General features: G+C 49.7%; 17 protein-coding genes. 14 read left to right on the forward strand and 3 right to left on the reverse strand.

What is annotated here, in order from left to right; translation table 11 throughout:
- Positions 1-17: 17 nt before the first annotated feature.
- The 8 genes from G358_RS29705 to G358_RS0108705 all read left to right on the forward strand — a co-directional run bounded on the left by G358_RS29705 (position 18) and on the right by G358_RS0108705 (position 9,121).
- Entirely contained in the window at positions 18-1,292 is a 1,275-nt protein-coding gene (locus G358_RS29705) for an MFS transporter (protein ID WP_019636819.1), read from the forward strand.
- 21 nt (positions 1,293-1,313) lie between these two features.
- Positions 1,314-2,186 (forward strand): ABC transporter ATP-binding protein, encoded by an 873-nt coding sequence (locus G358_RS0108675; RefSeq protein WP_019636820.1) that lies wholly within the window; start codon positions 1,314-1,316, stop codon positions 2,184-2,186.
- A gap of 1 nt (position 2,187) precedes the next feature.
- Positions 2,188-3,894 (forward strand): hypothetical protein, encoded by a 1,707-nt coding sequence (locus tag G358_RS0108680; protein ID WP_019636821.1) that lies wholly within the window; start codon positions 2,188-2,190, stop codon positions 3,892-3,894.
- A 30-nt stretch (positions 3,895-3,924) separates the two neighbouring features.
- On the forward strand, positions 3,925-4,653 hold the full coding sequence (locus tag G358_RS0108685) for a thioesterase II family protein (RefSeq protein ID WP_019636822.1): 729 nt from the start codon (positions 3,925-3,927) through the stop codon (positions 4,651-4,653).
- Positions 4,654-5,044: 391 nt separating this feature from the next.
- Positions 5,045-5,656: a helix-turn-helix transcriptional regulator gene (locus G358_RS0108690; RefSeq protein WP_240479992.1), complete on the forward strand. Its 612-nt coding sequence runs from the start codon at positions 5,045-5,047 to the stop codon at positions 5,654-5,656.
- A 13-nt stretch (positions 5,657-5,669) separates the two neighbouring features.
- Entirely contained in the window at positions 5,670-6,467 is a 798-nt protein-coding gene (locus G358_RS0108695; RefSeq protein WP_019636824.1) for a pyruvate, water dikinase regulatory protein, read from the forward strand.
- A gap of 501 nt (positions 6,468-6,968) precedes the next feature.
- Positions 6,969-7,943: a class II fructose-bisphosphatase gene (gene glpX / locus G358_RS0108700; RefSeq protein WP_019636825.1), complete on the forward strand. Its 975-nt coding sequence runs from the start codon at positions 6,969-6,971 to the stop codon at positions 7,941-7,943.
- Between the two features lie 206 nt (positions 7,944-8,149).
- The gene (locus G358_RS0108705) at positions 8,150-9,121 is read left to right on the forward strand and encodes a radical SAM protein (protein WP_019636826.1); all 972 of its coding nucleotides are present in this window, start codon (positions 8,150-8,152) and stop codon (positions 9,119-9,121) included.
- Positions 9,122-9,184: 63 nt separating this feature from the next.
- Here G358_RS0108705 and G358_RS0108710 read toward each other — a convergent pair whose 3' ends face one another.
- The 3 genes from G358_RS0108710 to G358_RS0108720 are packed head-to-tail and all read right to left on the reverse strand — an operon-like array spanning position 9,185 to position 12,469.
- Entirely contained in the window at positions 9,185-10,312 is a 1,128-nt protein-coding gene (locus G358_RS0108710) for an ABC transporter permease (RefSeq protein ID WP_019636827.1), read from the reverse strand.
- Complete coding sequence (locus G358_RS0108715) at positions 10,272-11,309, reverse strand: ABC transporter ATP-binding protein (protein WP_019636828.1); 1,038 nt, start codon at positions 11,307-11,309, stop codon at positions 10,272-10,274. The genes G358_RS0108710 and G358_RS0108715 overlap by 41 nt, the downstream gene beginning before the upstream one ends.
- Before the next feature lie 2 nt (positions 11,310-11,311).
- Positions 11,312-12,469, reverse strand: a complete 1,158-nt coding sequence (locus G358_RS0108720; protein ID WP_019636829.1) for a COG1470 family protein — start codon at positions 12,467-12,469, stop codon at positions 11,312-11,314.
- A 230-nt stretch (positions 12,470-12,699) separates the two neighbouring features.
- Here G358_RS0108720 and G358_RS0108725 point away from each other — a divergent pair, with 230 nt between their 5' ends.
- The 6 genes from G358_RS0108725 (at position 12,700) to G358_RS0108755 (ending at position 19,886) form a co-directional block, all read left to right on the forward strand.
- Positions 12,700-13,314: an RNA polymerase sigma factor gene (locus tag G358_RS0108725; protein WP_019636830.1), complete on the forward strand. Its 615-nt coding sequence runs from the start codon at positions 12,700-12,702 to the stop codon at positions 13,312-13,314.
- Positions 13,289-14,140 (forward strand): anti-sigma factor domain-containing protein, encoded by an 852-nt coding sequence (locus G358_RS0108730; protein ID WP_157274305.1) that lies wholly within the window; start codon positions 13,289-13,291, stop codon positions 14,138-14,140. Before G358_RS0108725 ends, G358_RS0108730 begins: the two co-directional genes overlap by 26 nt.
- Before the next feature lie 171 nt (positions 14,141-14,311).
- Positions 14,312-16,087, forward strand: a complete 1,776-nt coding sequence (locus G358_RS29710) for a sensor histidine kinase (RefSeq protein ID WP_019636832.1) — start codon at positions 14,312-14,314, stop codon at positions 16,085-16,087.
- A 71-nt stretch (positions 16,088-16,158) separates the two neighbouring features.
- Complete coding sequence (locus G358_RS0108740) at positions 16,159-17,730, forward strand: response regulator (protein ID WP_019636833.1); 1,572 nt, start codon at positions 16,159-16,161, stop codon at positions 17,728-17,730.
- A gap of 272 nt (positions 17,731-18,002) precedes the next feature.
- Positions 18,003-18,923: an ABC transporter permease gene (locus G358_RS0108750; protein ID WP_019636835.1), complete on the forward strand. Its 921-nt coding sequence runs from the start codon at positions 18,003-18,005 to the stop codon at positions 18,921-18,923.
- A gap of 18 nt (positions 18,924-18,941) precedes the next feature.
- The gene (locus G358_RS0108755) at positions 18,942-19,886 is read left to right on the forward strand and encodes a carbohydrate ABC transporter permease (RefSeq protein ID WP_019636836.1); all 945 of its coding nucleotides are present in this window, start codon (positions 18,942-18,944) and stop codon (positions 19,884-19,886) included.
- Positions 19,887-19,901 lie beyond the last annotated feature (15 nt).

Below are 19,901 nucleotides of genomic sequence, written 5' to 3' on the forward strand. Positions count from 1 at the left end.
AGAAGGGGGATTTTGAATTGAGTATATTCAAAAATGGTAAGTTTGTTTTTTTCTATGTATCCAGGACGCTGGCCAACGTATCAGATAGTATCTACACAATGGCTCTAGTCTACTTCGTACAATTGATGACGTCTTCTGTCGCATATACAAGCTTTACGTTTGCGCTTATAAGTGTTGCGTCTGCTTTCAGCTTTTTGATGGGGCCGATCGTAGATAGATATTCACCAGTTAAACTGCTTGCTATTTCGTTGTTTGCACAAGGAGCGATTATTTTTTCCCTGCCGTTTTTGCTTAAGAACGACATGACTTCGATTACAACTGTTCTTGTGCTCGTATTTATAGCTTCCTGTTTCTCGATGCTGTTCTATCCTGCAGACAGCAAGCTGCTGCCAATGCTAATTCGCGATTCGGACAATTTGATCAAGGCGAATTCGATTATCTCGGTTACAGATCAGATTGTGAATGTGCTTGGCTACTTATTTGGGGCTGTTGTCATTGTGTTTCTTGGTATGCACAACACATTTTTCTTGTCGGTGGGTATGTTCCTTCTGGCGAGTGTTGTCTTATTCCGACTACCGCGAACAAGCAAATCATCTGCAAAGATACCATCTGATGAGACGAATAAGGGGAAATATTTCTCGGAATTGTCTGAAGGATTCGCCTTTATTCGCCGCAGTACTTATTTACGGTTCATGCTTCCTTTTTATGCTTTGACGAATTTCGCCATGGCACTCATCATGATTATTGTTCCTTCGCTTGCCGTTGAATATGGCTCCCCGTTTTATTACAGCTTGATCTACATCGGATTTTTCTCCGGGTTCTTCATCGGTTCGATCCTGGTGAATATATTGAAGAAAAAAGGGGTGACGATCGCATTTTTCTGGGTCGGTCTGGGCGCTTGTTTGTCATTGTTCGCACTAGTGCCATCTCTTTGGCTGAAGCTGGTTGTAACAATTGCTCTCGGTATATGCATCGGTGTAATCAACGTTATGCAAATATCATTCGTACAAATTATTACGCCTCCAGCAATATTGGGCAGAGTATCTGCATTCATGTCATCCTTCTCCAATGCCGCATTGCCGGTAGGCATGCTTGTAGGAGGCCTGATGGCTTCTTATCTCGCTTCAGACAGCATATTCTACATTAGCTCGGCGATCGTTGTCGCCTCAGGCATACTTCTCTTTGCCAACCAATCGATTCGCAGCTTTGACATAGCGGATAATGTGCAGGAGGAAGCTCCCTCGATTCAGGCGGCGAAGGCAGAAGTAGCCAGCGGAGCGGTCGATCACTAGAATCCGTTAGGAGGAAACTTTGTGCTTAACTTGGAAGGCATCGGTAAGAAGTACAAGAACGACTTTTGGGGAGTTAAAGAAATTAGTCTGGAGCTTTCGCCCGGCATTATCGGATTGCTCGGGCCAAACGGGGCTGGCAAATCCACCCTCATGCGTATATTAGCAACTATTACGCAGCCGACGGAAGGCCGTGTTACTTGGAAAGGTCAGGACTTGGCCAAACATCCGGATGAGCTGAGAAATGTTCTTGGTTATTTGCCGCAAGATTTCGGTGTATATCCTAACTTGAATGCTGTGGAGTTCCTGCAGTATATGGCAGCGGTTAAGGGGCTGAGTGGTAATCAGGTAAACAAGAGAATCGACGAGCTGCTGGAGCTGCTGAATTTGACCGATGCTCGCAAGCGTAAAATCGGCGGTTATTCCGGCGGGATGAAGCAGAGAATTGGAATTGCTCAAGCGCTTCTTAATGATCCGAAAGTGTTGATTATAGATGAGCCAACCGTAGGACTTGATCCTGAAGAACGGATGCGTTTCCGCAATCTGCTCGCAGACTTGTCCGGGGAGCGAATCATTATTTTTTCCACCCATATTGTTTCCGATATTGAAGCGACGGCGGATCGCATTGTTATTTTGTCCAAGTCCCGGCTGCTTGCTGACGCTGCTCCGTCTCAATTACTGAAGCAGGTTGAAGGTAAGGTGTGGACGACGGTCATCCCAGAACAACATTTGCAGGAAGTACGTTCAAAATGGTTAATCAGCGGGTCAATTCGCAGTGAGGGCGGACTTCAGGTTCGCGTCGTTTCGGAAGAAGCTCCGTCGTCTTTATCGATCGAAGCTTACCCGGGTCTCGAAGACGCTTATTTGTATCTTCGTTCAGGTCAGAGAGGTGCATAGGGTGAATAAGGCTTATACGATTTATCACATCGCTCGTGCTGATTTCCTGGAGCGAACAAGACGGTATTCGTTTCTTATTACAATTGCCTTGACGATGTTTGCGGCATACTTGTTTGTTCCTCCGGTTGATGCGAATTATGTGACTTTCTATTTAGGGGATTACCGAGGGATTTATAACTCTGCGTGGATCGGTGGAATTGTGGCGATATCGACGACAATGTTTCTATCTTTGTTTGGTTTCTACCTGGTCAAGAATAGTATCGATCGAGACGCGCATACAAGAGTGGGTTATATTATCGCAGGTACTTCCCTAAAAAAGTTTCACTACTTACTTGGCAAGGCGATAAGCAACTTTGCAGTTTTGACTGTAATTGTATTTTTGACTATGCTAGTCGCCTTGTTAATGCAGCTCGTACGTGGAGAAGAACAGACCATTAATCTGTGGGCTCTTGTCTCGCCATTTCTAATTATCGTCATTCCGCAAATGGCCGTAGTAGCTGCGCTGGCGATAGTGTTCGAGAGCTGGTCGGCTCTGCGTGGAGTAACGGGCAATATTATTTTTTTGGTGCTATTCATTGCATTTACTTCTACTACACTGTACAGCAATATTTCGACGGATATTATTTCCGGACAGATGAGAAGCGATCTTAAACTGGTAGATTCCGCTTATGATGGCACCTACGGACAAGGCGTGCTGTTTCTTGATAATCCGCTCAAAACATTTCAATGGGACGGCATGCAATGGAGCGGTAGTGTAATAACTATGCAGTTGTTGTTCTTCGTCGCTGCCTTTGTGCTCTGCTTATTTGCAACCTTGCTGTTTCGGGGGTTTGCTGAAATGCCGATTGCTCAAAAGGGAATGGGGCGCAGCAAGAGTGAGCAGGATGGGCAGAATAAGAAGAAACATAAGAAGCAGAAGAAAAATCAGGAATTGGATCAACAGGAGGAGCTGAAGGAAGAGTTTACTACAACGGAAGACAAGTCGCTGCTTATTGAAGCAGATGAACAAGTCATGGAAGCAGTCCCTGCTGTCTCACCGTCGTTCTCGTCCGCACAGCTAACGCCGATTGTTCCCCGCTTTCGTTTTATGAAGCTTGTACAAGCGGAGCTCGGGCTTATGCTGAAGGGCGTTCCGTGGATATGGTATGCTATCGCTGCTGTACTTGCTATTTTATGTCTTCTGCTTCCAATGGCGGCGTCTGTTCGCTACTTCTGGCCGCTGGCCTGGATTTGGCCGCTGCTTATGTGGTCGAATATGGGCAGCCGGGAAGCGACGCATAGCACCCATATGTTCCTCGCGTCCAGTCCGCGAATGATTGCCCGGCAGCTGCCGGCAGTATGGATCGCTGGTTATTTAATTACAGTTGTAACGGGAATTGGAATGCTGATTCGTCTTCTTTTGGAAGGGGATATGCTCCATGTCCTGCATTGGCTAATCGGCAGCTTGTTTATCACCACTATGGCGCTGGGGCTCGGCGTACTTACTCATAGCAAAAAAACATTCGAAGTGCTGTACATGCTGCTCTGGTATGTCGGACCGATTAATAAAGTTCCCGTCCTTGATTTTCTTGGGACAGATTTGGAGGCGGGTTCGCTGGGCTCGGTTGATCCAGGCTTCTGGCTGTCCGTCGTTGGCTACTTTGGATTGACGATTGTGTTGTTTGTCTTGGCATTTGTCGGTCGTCGTCGCCTCGCGGATATACGTTAGATCTGATTGTTGATTAGGGGGGAGTTTCCAATGCGTATCGGTAAACTAATGTGCATTGCTCATGCTGGCGGAAGTGCATCGTCCTATTTGCGTTGGAACAGGCTCCTCGATTCTAATATTAGACTTATTCCGCTTGAATATGCTGGACGAGGGATTAGGACGGATGCAGCTTTGTATGAAAATATGGACGAAGCTGTAGCGGATCTTATAGGAGTGCTGGAACCTCATATCGCAGATGAGACACCATACGCGTTATATGGGCATAGTCTTGGAGCGCTCGTCGCTTATGAGCTGGCCAGCGCACTTCAACAATTGAGTTTACCAAGTCCAACTTTATTAATTGTATCGGGTAAAAACCCGCCCCATATGCGTGGACGAACCCATCGTCATACGCTGCCGGAGAAAGAGTTTCGGGAGGAGATTGTCTCCATGGGCGGGACGCCTCCTGAGCTGTTGCAAGACGAGTCGTTTGCTGAATATTTCATGCCGATCGCGCGTTCAGATTTCAAGCTCGTAGAGACGTATCGGCTGAAGGACAATCAGCCAAAGCTACATACCAGCATCTGCGTGCTGAATGGTACGGATGACACTTTCATTGAAATAGGGCAGATGAACGAGTGGAGAAACTATTGTGTGGGGAAGCTGTGGCAGCAGCAATTCCCGGGAGGGCATTTTTTTCTGCACGAATATCCTGAACAGGTTGTCGGTTACTTGAACAGATTGCTGGTTCACCAACCAGTCCAGCAATTGTATGTTTAAAGCTTGCAGCAAGTTAAAAGGTTGTAGGACAGCAGATCGGAACGAGTTGTCACCTTATACGGGTGTCAGCTCGTTCTTTTTCGTATGAAGCTCCCAGTATGCGGTATGATGCTGCCTGATGACGGTCAATTACATGATTGAGCTTTTTATATTGATTAAAATATATTAATTTACGCATTAATCGTTTCGAATTAGCATTTAGTGCGTATTATATATTGAATAATATTTAATTATGACGTATTATATACACAATAAAACTTTTCTGAAGGGAAGGAGGAATCAAATTTCGCTAATATGACATTCTAATGATCAGTGCAGGAATGTTATACTATGAGCGAACCTATCTGAAGCGGAGGGATTTATTATCAAACTGACATCCCGTCAATTAGAAATTATTGACATTGTAAAAAGGCACGCTCCGATTACCGGAGATCTCATAGCTGAAATGCTCAATTTAACTCGCCCAACGATCCGTTCAGATTTGTCTATTCTCGTTATGCTCAACTATATCGATGCTAAACCGAAGGTAGGATATTTTTTGGGCAAGCGAAGAACGCCGGAAGACGGGAGCAAGATTCGGCTGCTTGATATGAAAGTCGGAGATGTTCACGGCGTACCGGTTATTGTCCGGGAAACAACAACGATACAAGAGGCGGTCGTCTCGCTGTTTTTGGAAAATGTTGGTCATCTGATCGTTACGGATGAGCAAGGGAGATTAGCCGGGATCGTTTCCCGCAAGGATCTGCTCAAAGTCACGCTCGGAAACGCCACTGCATCCTCGATGCCCGTAAGTTTTATTATGACTCGGCGACCTAATATTATTACCGTCTCGCCGGAGGATTCCGTGCTTGAGGCGGCCAGAAAAATCATCGCTCATCAAATCGACAGCCTGCCTGTTGTCGTACCGGCTGAATCCGGAGAGGAAGGGGAAGTCAAAGTGGTGGGGCGAATTTCTAAAACGAACATAATTAAAATGCTGCTAGATACGATAGCTGAGGAATAGCGGGAGGAATGGGATGAATCAGGATCCAGCTCAATTTATAGCCATCTGTTCAGACTCCATCGGAGAGACCGCAGAGGCGGTCGTCCGTGCCACTCTGGAGCAGTTCGAGTTGTCTAACACGGAGATCAAGAGATTTATGAACGTTCGCGATGAAGAAGGGTTAACGCGTTTAATGGAAGAGGTTTCCGAACGCGGCGGCTTTGTCGTATATACATTGGTACAGCCAGAACTAAGGGAAGCGATGCGGGAAGAAGCCGTACGGCTGAACGTTCGCGCAGTAGATATTATGGGGCCGATGATGCAGGCTTTTGTCGACACCTTCAATGATACGCCAAGGCGTACGCCAGGCCATAAGCTCGATGAGGATTATTTCCAGCGCGTGGATGCTGTGGAATTCGCCGTCAACAATGACGATGGGAAAGACGTAGGCGCCATACTTAAGGCTGATATTATAATTCTCGGAGTTTCGCGTATTTCCAAGACGCCGCTGTCCATGTTTTTGGCGCATAAAGGGAAGAAAGTGGTCAACTATCCGGTCGTGCCGGAGCTTACGCCGCCTAGCCAATTGAAAGAAGTCAGCAGTAAAAAAATAGTCGGATTAACGATCAATGCGGAGCATTTAGTTAAAATTCGCTCGGAGCGCCTGAAAGCGATGGGACTGCCGAATGATGCGGAATACGCTTCACTGGAGCGGGTCGAATATGAGCTGAAATATGCCCAGGAACTATTCAACAATTTAGGCTGCTCGGTGATTGACGTTACTGACAAGGCGATCGAAGAAACCGCAGGGCTTATTATGAAGCAATTATAAATTACTTAAACAAAGATAGTAAAAACATCGTGATCAAAAGTGGAGTTTTTGTAGATATAAGAATGTTTAGACGACAGAGACTTGCATCCTTATATCGCAAGAAAAGCAACCATAAATGAAGGATTCGACAACATCATTGAGTAGACACCTATAAGAGCTTTTCTTAACAACCTTTATAAAAACAAGTTCAAAAAGTCAACTTTTCAGCACCGAGAAGGTTGTGCGAACCTGAAGAAGGAGGAGCGGAGTGTAGGAAAAGCCTACATGAGCACCGGATTTCGAGGGTGAGTGCAAGATTCGAAGCCGAGAAACAACTTGAAAAACATCGTGATCAAAAGTGGAGTTTTTGTAGATATAAGAACGTTTAGGCGACAGAGACTTAGCATCCTTATATCGCAAGAAAAGCAACCATAAATGAAGGATTCGACAACATCATTGAGTAGACACCTATAAGAGCTTTTCTTAACAACCTTAAAAAATAACTGGGTGGAGGGAGTAAAAATGGAACGTCACATAGCACTGGAATTAGCACGCATTACGGAAGCAGCAGCCCTTGAGGCAGCCCGCTGGACAGGTCGGGGGGATAAGAATAGCGCAGATGAGGCGGCTACATTAGCTATTCGCAGTAAATTTAATTCCGTTGCTATTGACGGTACTGTAGTCATTGGTGAAGGGGAGATGGATGAAGCCCCCATGCTGTATATCGGAGAAAAAATCGGCAACCGCCGCGGTCCAAAAGTGGATATAGCCGTCGACCCTTTGGAAGGAACGGAAACGGTAGCCAACGGGCTGAACAATGCGATTTCTGTAATAGCCGCTGCTCCACAAGGCACCCTGCTTCACGCCCCGGATATTTATATGCAGAAGCTGGCGGTAGGTCCCGCACTGGCCGGACAGCTATCCCTTGATGATCCGATCGAGACGACGCTCGCCAAAGCCTCCCGCATACTGGATAAGCCGCTGGCGGATATGACGGTATCGATTCTGGACCGGGAACGGCATTCGGCGTTGATTGATGCACTGCGCAAATCCGGCGTCCGGATCAAGCTGCTGAGCCATGGAGATGTGATGGGGGCCATTGAAGCGGCAATGGAGAAGGAAGTCGATCTGTATGTCGGTTCGGGTGGGGCACCAGAGGGAGTACTTGCTGCTGCTGCGCTAAAATGCCTGGGCGGCGAAATGCAGGGGAGACTGCTACCTGACGGACTCGAAGAGTACAACCGCTGCATCCGCATGGGACTCTCCAAGCCGGATCAACTGCTGCGGATGGAGGATATGATCGGCCATGACAACGTGCTGTTCGTGGCTACCGGCGTAACGTCCGGAGAATTCCTTCAGGGTGTGCGGTATTTGCCGAAGCATAAAGCCGAGACGCATTCAGTGATCATGCATTCCGAGAACAGAACGATTAGCTACATTCAGACAACGCATCTTTTTACGGAGCAGCTTAATTCGGTAAGCGGGGCTGCGATTTAACCCGATCAGATCGTTAAAGTCATGGAATAGGCTGTTTCCCCACTTTGGAGCGGCCTATTTTTTATGCTCGGATTTTATACTCGGATATGGTCATTCCGTAGTCTGAGGAAAGCGGCCTTCGTGTATAAAAAGCGTCACAGACAGTTTGCAGTAAATGGTTTATGTTACAAGGATGGCCTAGTTTAGCATTGAAGGAGTCGTGTGACATGAAGTATAAATCGTTAGAGCTGGAAAAGCCCATAGTCTACCAACTGGAAGGGTTGGAAATCGGTGTTACCTCCAGCTGCAACTTCCGCTGCGATTATTGCTGCGCTTACCAGAGGAACGACGGAAACAGCATCGATGCGAAGAAAATCATTCCCTTGCTGGAGCAGCTGCCGTCTTTGAAAAGAGTCAGACTGTCCGGCGGGGAAGTGACTTTAAAGTATGAAGATTGCGTCGAGGTCGTAAGCTATTGTGCGGCCCGCGGAATTCAGACTCAGCTGAATTCCAATGGCAGCCTGCTGAATGAAGAGCGGATTTGGCGGCTGGCCGCTGCGGGGTTGACGACGATCCATATCTCTTTCAATTTTACGACGGCGGAGTCGTTTTCCCAGTATTATCATATTCATCCCAGCATATATCACAAAATAAGAGACAACATCGCCATGTTCGTTTCGACCCAGGTGGATACTGTATTAGAGACGCTTCTATTCAGCGAAAATGAGCACCATATGAAGGAAATTCATGACCACGTCTACGAGATGGGAGTCCTTACGCATGAAATCCAGAACAGCATTATCATGAATCACAGCGGGTGGAAAGCCATTGCAGCCCGGGATGCGTTAAAGCAGGCGGTCAACGAGCTTATTGCGCATAAAAAAGAAGACATGACGCTGTATTTCACCTGCATGGACCGGTTTATGACGGAGCTTGGCTTCAAGGAACAGCCTGGCGTATATTTCCCGCACTGCATCGAAGGGAAAAAGCAGCTTCACCTGCATGGCAACGGCGATATTCTCATTTCGGAGCTTTGCCATCCCGTCATTATCGGCAATATTTACAAGGGCACCTCGCTGCGAGATATCTATACAGATATGCCGGCAGCATTGAAGGATTTTCTGGACCGGGAGCCTTGTCCCGCCCGTGAAGCCTTATTTCCGTCTGGTTCCCACTCAAACAAAACGGCTATCCCTTGATTACGCGGATAGCCGTTTTGTAATTGCGGAGCAGCGGCAGACTTGCTTTGTCCAGATCGTCCATTAGGAGCGTCCGCGAATTTCCTGGCGGAGAAACAGAACGTAGGAGACGGCGAAGCAGATCAAAGTCAGCGCAATAAGCCCCGTCACCTGTGGCCAGACGAGCAGCAGGCTTTGCCCAAAAGGCAGAGGGCTGGCAATGGCGCCATAAACCTGTTCGGTCGTCAGCGGCCCCAGGTTCCGGACCGATGGCATGAGCAAGGTCGTCGTTGCCTCGTTATAGAGTGTGTAAGGCGATATTCGGCTCAGCCACAGCATTTGGTTCTGGAAGCCGACGAGGTCGTCGACCGTGGCCGTTCCGGCGTTTGGCGCAATGCCTTTGGCTATGAGGCTCAGAATCATATCGTAGAAGAAGCTGAAGAATAGCCATACGGAGATTCCCGAAAGCGCCGAGGTGGCTGGCTGACGGAAACGCACCGAGAATACGATGGACAAATTAAGCCAGAATCCGATATAGAAAATAGTAATAAGCAGGAAGCTGATCATTCTCAAGAATTCCTCCAGGGTCGGAGGAATGCCTATAATAATCGTTCCCAGCGCCATGATCAGAAAGCCGAGCGTCAGGAACATCATGCTGATGACGCTAAGCGAGGCGGCGAACTTGGCGTTAAGCACGGCGTCACGGTGCAGCGGCTGGGCCATGATTCGGCTTAAGGTGCCCTTATTCCGCTCGCTGTTGATCGCGTCAAAGCCAAGTCCGATTCCGAGCAGCGGACCTAGAAATCCGATAAAGCTGATGAACGACGGCAATGTTCCATCCGATAGCGTGAACAGCTTGAGAATGATGAAATCGTTGGCCGAACTGTCCGTCTGAATAGCTTCCTGTATACTGTTCATGGCTGTATATAAGGAGGCGATGCAAGTAAGCAAAATGATGCCGAGCAGCAGCATGAAGCGCCAGCTGCGGATATGGTCGGAGATTTCTTTGCGTACTAATACGCCAAAGGGAGAAGCTCCCCTGCGGGCAGTTTCCTTGCCCTGCCCGGATATAGAAGAACCCTTTCCCCCGTCACTGCTCTTCCCAAACGCTGTCAGGCTGCGGGGCCAATCCCGCCAGCTTTGCAGCGTTCGCTGCAAGGCGTTTTTCAGGTCAGACCTGTTGTTTTTCAAACCGGCTGTTTCGTTGCTCACGTCCTTCACCTCCTTCAAAATAGCGATGATAGATTTCGTCGAGTCCATACTGCTTCCGCTCCAGGCTGAACAAGGATACACCGGCCTCGACGAGCGTCCGGGCGATCGTATCGCTGCAATCGGTATCCGATTTGACGGCGATTTTTGTGCGGCCGTTGAACTCGGCGCCAGCTTGCCCGGCTAAGCGGTCTGGTTCATTCCCGCAGGCCGCTGGTGCGGCATGCCTTACGCCGGGGATGGCGCGAATCCGTTCCAGCAGCCCGTCATTAAGCGGCCCGCACTCCACTGAAATTTGCAGCGGATCGTCGGCGAACAGCGTCCGGGACAAGCTAGCTACATCGCCTTCGGCAAGCAGGCGGCCGTGGACGAACAATCCGACCCGGTCGCAGATTTGCTGCACTTGATGCAGCTGATGAGAAGACAGCAGCACGGTCAAGCCTTGCTTCTCGCTTAAACTGCGAATCAAAGTGAGCAGTTCATCCATTCCTTTAGGATCGATTCCGAGCGTTGGTTCATCCAGGATGATGATTTCCGGCGCTTTGATGAGGACATCGGCCAATCCGAGACGCTGCCGCATGCCGCGGGAATAAGCCCCCGTTTTTTTGTGAGCTGCATGCTGCAGTCCTACGCTCTCCAGCAGTTGATAGGCGCGTTCCTTGGCCTCCGCTTCCGGCACTCGGTTTAGCCGCGCCGTCAGCACCAGATTTTCCAGTCCGGTGCGATCCTCATAGAAGCCGACGTCATCCGGCAAATATCCGACCTTGCGTTTGACGGGAATCGGCTCTCTCGTCGGATCGATTCCGAGCACGTTGATGGTGCCTCCGTCAGGCTCGCTTAGTCCGAGCAGCATAAGAATCGTCGTCGATTTGCCGGCCCCGTTTGGCCCGAGCAGGCCGAAGATTTCGCCGCGCTTGATTTGCAGGGACAACTGGTCCACGGCTTTCACGCCATTATAGCTTTTCGTCAACTCCTGAATGTCGATGACCGTCTCTGCCACGGCTATCTCCTCCCATATTTACGAATCAGATAATAAATGCCTCCAAGAATACCCGCGATAACCAGCACTCCGATCCAGCCCCAGAGCATGGAGCCTTTCACAGCGACACGGAATTGCGCCGAGGAGCTGGACTCAGGGGATGACGCCATCATATCGGTGGCGTAGTCTCCGGCAATCGCTTTTTTGCTGGCGGTAATTTTGGCTTCCACGCTCGTGGATTGCCCTGCGGCCAGCTTGTCGATCGTTTTTGGGTTAAAGCTGACCTCCCAATCCACCGGCGCATTCGAACTGAGGCTAATATCGGAGAGATCGGCAGTTCCCGTATTTTTGACCAGCAGGTCGATTGTCTTACTGCCGCCAGCAGTAACATCGGTGCTCAGCAATCCGCTTGACGTTGTCAGCTCCAGCCCGTAGGTGCCGGTAATGACCGCCTCCAGCTTCAGCTCGGAGGAGGTCGCCTGGTTGGAGGCGCTGACGGGAATGCTGTAACTTCCCTCCTTGACCTTCTCCGGCGGCTGAACTTTGACGGAAATCGACTGGCTGGCACCAGGCTCTACCTCTACGGAGGAGACTTGATTGTCCCCTGACGTAAACGTCACGTTCCAGCCCGGTTCCGCCTGGGCATGCAAAGCATAGTTTTGTTTGTCCGCAGTGCGGTTTTGCAGCTTGAGCGAATAAGTGAAGCTGGAATCAGAAGGACCTTGCAAATTGGCCTGATCCGTCTTCAGCTCCGTCTGGTAGATCCCTTTCTCCGTAATTTCCACCGTAAACGGCAAGCGTGCCGTGCCCGCTGTCAGCTCAAAGCGATAGGTTCCTTTGTCTATTTGCAGTGGCACTGTCACATTCAACGTAACGGAGCTGGATTCACCGGGCTTAACGGACACTTCCTTCACGCGCCAGCCGCCGCTGTTCAGCTCGGCCGTCCAGTTCTTGGGCAAATCTTTAAGCTCCAGGGGAACCGTAACGACATCGGATGTGTTATTGATGACTTCCACGTTGTAATTCAAGGCTTCGCCAGGCGGGACGGAAATCGTGGTGTACGCCGAATACAGCGTGACTCCTCCGGCAGCAGATGCTGGAATTCCGCCGAACAGGCTGGCTCCTAGCACGAGCAGGAGCAGCATGCTCATAAATTTCTTTTTCCTTCCCCATGATTGCATCGTTTGAACCCTCCTCTTGAAATTCGTTCATTAAGAGTACGAAAGGATGGGCCGTTTTGGATTTACCGAAAGCTTAAAAATAGTTAAATTTTTGCTTAAAATCAGCTAAAAAGTTAATAGCAAAGCAAAAAAAACTAGGATGTTTGCTACAATATGCGTAAAGAGACGGAGCCTAATCAGGCATTAACACATTCTTTCAAATAATGGCTGGATCAAGGAGGGACGGGGCTATGAAGGAAAGCCCTGCATTATGGCTGGCGGAGATTGCGGAAGGCTCGGCCGCTGCTTTTGGCCGTTTCTACGACGCATATGCGCCGATGGTGTACAGATTGGCCGAACATTGCATGCAGGATGCTAATGAGGCGGAGGACGTGTGCCATGACGTATTCATGGAGATTATGGAAAAGGCGGGCAGCTACGACCCCGCGCGGGGCAGCGTAGAGGCATGGCTGGCGGTGCGCACGCGCAGCCGGGCGATGGATCGCCTGCGCAAGCATCAGCGGCTGTCAGTTGCGGAGGAATGGGAGCTGGATCAAGAAACAGATATTCTTTGGAGCCGGGGAATGGAGTCCGCAGAGCTTGAAGCGCTGCGTAAATGGGAGAAAGAGCAGCTAAAGCAGGCGATGCTTGCTATTCCTCCGCTGCAGCGGATGGCGCTGCACGGAAGCTACGCCGAGGAGCTGTCACATCGCGAGATTGCCGAGCTTATGAAGAGGCCTGTAGGAACGGTCAAGTCGTTAATCCGCTATGGCATTCGCAATTTGCGCCGCAGGCTGGAGGAAGTGAACATGGGCAAGCTGGAAGGGGGAATCGAGTCGCATGGACGAGATGAACTTCAGAAGTAGAGGCAATTTCTCGGAAGGGCTTAAAGCAGGCACAGAGCCGTGCGGCTTAATCACGGAGGAGCAGCTTGTGGATTTTGCCATGGGGCAGATGGCCCCTGAAGATCAGGCGCGCGTTCAGCAGCATCGAAGCCAGTGTCCGGCGTGCGACGCGATGATTTGCGATTGGTCCGAATTACTGGGACAGGCCGCGATCGGGACGGGGCTCGTCGATACAGCGAGCATGAGCGCAAGCCACCCTCAGCAGGAAGCTCATCCAAAGGCACCATCCCTGCCGCAACCGCCACGGCGCCTGCGCCTTCGGCTGATGGTATCGTTTAAACTGCGTTCGCTGCGCAATAAGCTGGCGGCCAATCGGAGCCGTTATATGTACGGAGCCCTTGGCGGGATAACCGTAATTATGCTTGTATGCAGTCTCTTTGCTCTTCGCTCTCACGGCTGGCCGGGAGGAGAGCAAAGCCGTCTTGAACGTGATATTTCACATCAAATCCATCTGATCCAAAGCGCCGATACGGAGCAGTACACGATTACTCCACACCCGCCTTATTATGGGGAAGGCATAGTATGGCTGAAGCGTGAATCGGGTGAAATGCTGATCGTCGTAGACGGGCTGCGTTCTGTGGTGGAGAAAGATTATCAAATTTGGCTGCAGATGGATGACGAGGCGAGCAGTCCGGGGATTCTCCCGGTACGGCATCCCGAAGGGAAGAGTTATTACCATGGCTATGGATTCGGCGAAGCAGAACGGCTTGTCATTAGCCTAGAGCCGAAAGGCGGGAGCAGAGTACAAACTGGGCCCGAGGCGGTATGGGTAGAGATGAGGCAGTGAGAGGACGTGCCAGATCTGACCTAGCACCCCTAGCTCAAAATAAGAGTAAAAAAGCAGCAAGACAGTGGCAAAAGCTCTGTCCTTGCTGCTTTTTTACTTGATTTTTTGACGGGAACATGATTCTATATGAAAAAATGTCTAGTTAATAGATTAAAAGGGGAAGTCATAGTGATGCCTAACTTGAAGAAGCGTTACATGCCGTTTACGTATAAAATGATGATCCCTTATCTGCTCCTGGTGCTGCTGACCGACGTACTTATCGGTTATATTTCCTATACGATGCTGACGGAGTCGCGGACGGAGATGGCGGAGACGAATATCCGCACCGGCATGGAGCAGGCCAGAAACAACATACAGTACCAAATGGATGAAATCCAGCGTATGTCGGATACGCTGTTCGGCAGCGTGGCTTTTCAAAGAGCACTGCAGAAAAAAGGCGAGCCGCTGGACATCTATTTGACGATGATGGACGAGGTCATTCCCCAAATCGTATCGCCGCTGCAGCTGTTTGGCAACAACATCCGCTTTATGCTGTACACGCCCAACAGCGATATGATCATTATTAACGGCGATAATTTGGAAGAACCGATCAAGCAAAGCGACTATTATATCCTTCCTTTGCGGGACATCGAATCAACTGACTGGTATCAGCTGCACAAAAATTCGGAGAGCAACAATCTTTGGGTGCAGATCGATACGGATAAAAAATTGGATCATATTTCGCATATCCGCAAGCTCGTGTCATATAGCGATTACGGGGCGATCATCGGCTTTGTGCGAATTACGGTTCCTCTCGACGCCCTGTTCGGCAATTTAGCCACCTTTCCAGTGGAAGAAGGGATTACTGTCCGGTTAATCCATCAGTCGACGGGCGAACGAGTGTATCAGCGCGGCCCAGCGGGATTGGCCGAACAAGCTGAACCGGGGGAACAGACAGGTGGCCGTGATGCTTTTCTACGTTTTCACGAGCCTATCCCCGGGGCGGACTTTGCCATTGAAACGCTTGTTCCGAAGGCTTATTTGACGAAAGACGCTGGAAAGCTGCAGCAGGTAATTCTCGGGGTGTGCGCGATCAGTTTTATCGGGATGACCTTTATCGGGTTTATGGTAGCTAGGCTCAACGGCCGAAAAATGACCCGGATCGTCATGCTTGTCCGTTCTTTTCAGGAAGGGAATTTCCAGAAACGCATCCGCTTCTCCGGAAATGACGAGTTCGTGCGGATTGCCGAAGCTTTCAACATGATGGCGATGAACATCCAGGAACTGATCGACAGCGTGTATTTGCAAGGGATTCAGAAAAAGCAGGCCGAACTGGAAGCGCTGCAGGCGCAGATCAACCCCCACTTTCTCTACAACACTTTGTCGACGATCAACAGTTTGGCGAACCTTGGGGAAATCGGCAAAGTTACGGAGATGGTTCAGGGCCTCTCCCGCTTTTACCGGTTAACGCTAAATCAAGGAAATGTACATATCCATTTGGGAAGAGAGCTGGAGCAGGTCGAGACGTACCTGGAAATTCAGCGCGTAAAGTACGCCGACGCATTTACTGTGCATGTCGACGTCGAAGCTGAGATAGTGGACTATCAGGTCATTAAGTTGATTTTGCAGCCCTTCGTTGAGAACGTATTCAAGCATGCCTGGTTCGGGGAAACGATCGCGATTCGGATTACGGGCCGGCGCATGAACAATGACATCGAGCTGAAAATCATCGACAACGGCGTGGGCATGCGTCCTGAGCAGGTCAGCCGGCTTATGACGGAGCCCAGTCAAGCCGGGGGATATGGGGTAAGAAATGTGGATGAACGAATCAAGCTCAGGTATGGTGAAGCTTATGGCGTCCATATTGCCAGTATTTATGGCGGAGGCACAACGGTGCGGCTTCTCCTGCCGGTCGATCGCAAGAAGAATGGCGATAAGCCTGAATTGCCGGAGGCACCGTATTTATAATCAGAACATGGAGTGCAGTTAACGTGGAATATCGTTGTAAAAGATTGCTTCATAGAGAGGAGTCGCGGAAGATGAGCGTAAATGTATTGCTCGTAGACGATGAAGCCGTCGATCTGGAGTGGCTGCGGCGCAGAGTGCTGGCGAGCGGTCAGGACATCCGTGTAGCGGGCACGGCCAACAGCGGTTTTCTGGCTCTTAAAGTAATGGAGGAGCAGCGGATCGACCTGATCCTGTCGGACATCAGGATGCCGATTATGTCGGGAACGGAGTTTGCGCGTAAAGCCAAAGTGATCAATCCTGAGGTCAAGGTGGTGTTTATTAGCGGCCACGAGGATTTCAATTACGCCCGGGAAGCAATAGAAATCAATGCCTGCGATTATTTGCTGAAGCCGGTAGAAGACAAAGAGCTGTACGATCTGCTGAACAAGCTTTGCAAGGAAGTGGAGGAAGAGAAGGAACAGGCGCGCTTTTTCTCTGAGACGCTGTCTCTAGTTAGCGAGGAACTGCTGCTCCGGTGGCTGGAACACGACGATCCCGGTTTTCCCGAGCCGCATCTGCAGAGCATACTTCATCCGTTATTGTCGTCCGGCTGCGCCGCCGCGTCTATTGAGATCGATGATTTGGAGTGGAAGCTGCGGGATTTATCCGAGGATGTCCGCCGGGTGGAAACGCGGGCAATTGTCCAATCGATAAAGTCGCTGGCGATGGGTACAGAGCTTGGCAGCCTAATTATAGCTCGGCAGACCAGGCTGATTGTTTTGGCGGCAGTACCCGAGGAACTGTTTATAAAACGGCTGAACGAGCTTATTTATGAAGTCGCTCAGACGACCGCTTACACAATTACGGTTGGCGTAGGGAAATATGCGAACGATGCCCAGGCTTTGCATGAGTCTTTTCAGCAGGCGCAAGCTGCGCTAAGCGCGAAATGGCTGCTCGGCAAAAACCGTCTCCTGCGCGATACGATGGAACCGGCGAGGCAGGGAGCTCCCGGCACGCCGATTGACGGCACCATTTCCGTCATGCTGAATGCCATCATGGACTACGATCTGGTTGTCATCGATGACTGCTTGCTTGATTTGCTCTACAAGGACATGCCGCTGGCCAGCAAGAAGGATGTATATGAGCTCATTATCCGCATCACGTCGAGCCTGCATGCAGAGTTGCTGCAGCGCAGCGAAAATTTGTACGAGCTCTTAGAGTGGGAAACGCATCAGCCCGATGTGCTGTTTCAGTTCGAGACGGTGCATGACGTTGTATCCTGGCTGAGACGGAGGTTCTTCGAACTATCGGAGAAGCTGTATGTAAAGCGGCAGCGGCAGAAGCGCAAGCTGATCGATGAAATCATGGGCTACGTCGAGGAACATTTGGAGAAGAAAATCACTTTGAAGGAAGTAGCGGCGCAATTTGATTTCACGCCGAACTACCTTGGTCATTTGTTTAAGGAAGAGACGGGGATGCTGTTTAGCGAATATTTGAACGAATGCAAGATGAACCGCGTCTGCCAGCTTTTGCGCGATCCGACCCTCAAGGTGTACGAAGTGGCCGAATTTATGGGCTACAAAAACATTATTTATTTCAACCGGCAATTTAAAGCGAGCATGGGAATGACGCCTGGGGAATACAGAAAAAAGAACAAGATCTAGCTTGGGAAGAAAGCGAAAGCATGATCTTAAGAAGGAAGCTGATCTTTAAGAAGAAAGCTGTTCCGGAAAGAAAGCTGAATAGAGGAATGCAAGCTGCCCTCGGCAATTGGCCGGGGGTTTTTTTATGATGACAGAATTACCTAATTTCCGTTGAATCGGTGAATTAGTATTAGTTTTTGTTGTTTGCCTGAATCCTCACACGGGAAGTGCTTCTCTATAATGGAAGTTAAGGACACTAAAGAGAATAAAGAGATTTCGAGAGGGGAGTAGAAATGAAAAATCAGGGCTTTTTCAGCGATCTAAAGAAATATAGAGCATTGCTGCTGATGCTCACCCCCGCTGTATTGTTTTTCCTGCTGTTTGCCTATATACCTATGGCCGGCATCGTGCTTGCTTTCAAGCAGTTCAATTATCAAGGGGGCATATTTGGAAGCCCGTGGAACGGCTTGGAGAACTTTCGCTTTTTCCTGGAATCGGGAGACGCCTGGCGCGTAACCCGCAATACGGCACTATATAATATCGCGTTCATCATTATTAACAATCTGCTGCAGATCGTTACGGCGATCCTACTGTTCGAGGTAGCGGGCAAATGGTTCCGCAAGGTGACTCAGACGGTATTGTTCCTGCCGTACTTTATTTCCTGGGTTGTCGTCGGGGCGATCGCTTATAACCTGTTCAACTACGACGTCGGTACCCTGAACGTCATGTTGAAATCGATCGGTCTTGGTCCTATCGATATCTATAACACGGCTGCCTACTGGCCGCTGATCCTCATTGTGGTATCGGCGTGGAAAGCGCTGGGATACGGCTCAATCATGTATCTGGCAGCGATCACAAGCATCGACACGGAAATGTATGAAGCGGCGGAAATCGACGGCGCGAACATTTTTCAGCGAATCATTAAAATTACGATACCGAATCTTATGCCTACCGTCATCATTTTGTTCCTGCTAGCGATTGGCAATATCTTCCGCGGAGACTTCGGCATGTTCTATAACATGGTGGGCAATAACGGACTTCTCTTCTCGTCCACGGACGTCATTGATACTTATGTGTTCCGTTCGTTAACGGCCTCCAATGAGATCGGCATGTCTGCAGCGGCAGGGTTCTATCAATCCATCCTAGGATTCGCGACGATTCTGTTAGCCAACTATGCGGTGCGCAAATACGACAAGGATCGCGCCTTGTTCTAGAAAGGGAGGCTTGAGGTTATGAGTGCGACAACAGCAAATCCCGGCCGTTTCGGCCCGGAATTCCAGACTCGGCGAAGCAAGGGGAAATCTTCGGACCGTCTTCTGCTCGCGATTATCGGGTATACATTGCTAACGATTTTAGCGCTATTTTGCATCTTTCCATTCATACTGGTTATTTCATCCTCGCTGACCGAGGAGAGCCAAATTATTGAGCATGGCTTCCAAATCATCCCGACCCAATTTTCGCTGGAAGCCTACAGCATTTTATTCAAATATCCCGCGGATATGCTGAAAGCTTATGGGGTGACGATCAGTGTGACGTTGATCGGTACGGCGGCCGGACTATTTCTGACCTCGATGACGGCTTATGTGCTGTCCAGAAAGGACTTCAAGTGGCGCAACCAATTTTCCTTCTTCTTCTTCTTTACGACCTTGTTCAGCGGCGGGCTCGTTCCGTGGTACTTGATGATCGTCAACTATCTGCAGTTGAAGGACACATTGGTCGTGCTGATCGTGCCGATGCTGATGAACGTGTTCTATATCATCGTCATGAAGTCATTCATGAGCAGCATTCCGGAAGCGATCACGGAATCGGCAAAAATCGACGGGGCCAGCGATTTCTTGATTTTCCTGAAGCTGATCATTCCGCTTTCGAAGCCAGCGCTGGCGACGATCGGCCTATTCATCGCTCTGGCCTATTGGAACGACTGGTATCATGCCCTGCTCTTTATTTCGAAATCCGATCTGATGCCGCTTCAGTACTATCTCTACAGGCTGTTAGGCAATATGGACGGCATGCGGAAGGCGATGATGGAATCCGGGGCGGCAATCAATCTTGAAATCCCGACAGAGAGCTTGAAGATGGCAATGACCATCGTGGCGACCGGGCCAATTCTGATCGCTTACCCGTTCATTCAGCGCTTCTTCGTGCAAGGGCTGACGATCGGTGCCGTCAAAGGATGACCTCAGGGAAACCTG

Source organism: Paenibacillus fonticola DSM 21315, from assembly GCF_000381905.1.
Classification (GTDB): domain Bacteria; phylum Bacillota; class Bacilli; order Paenibacillales; family Paenibacillaceae; genus Fontibacillus; species Fontibacillus fonticola.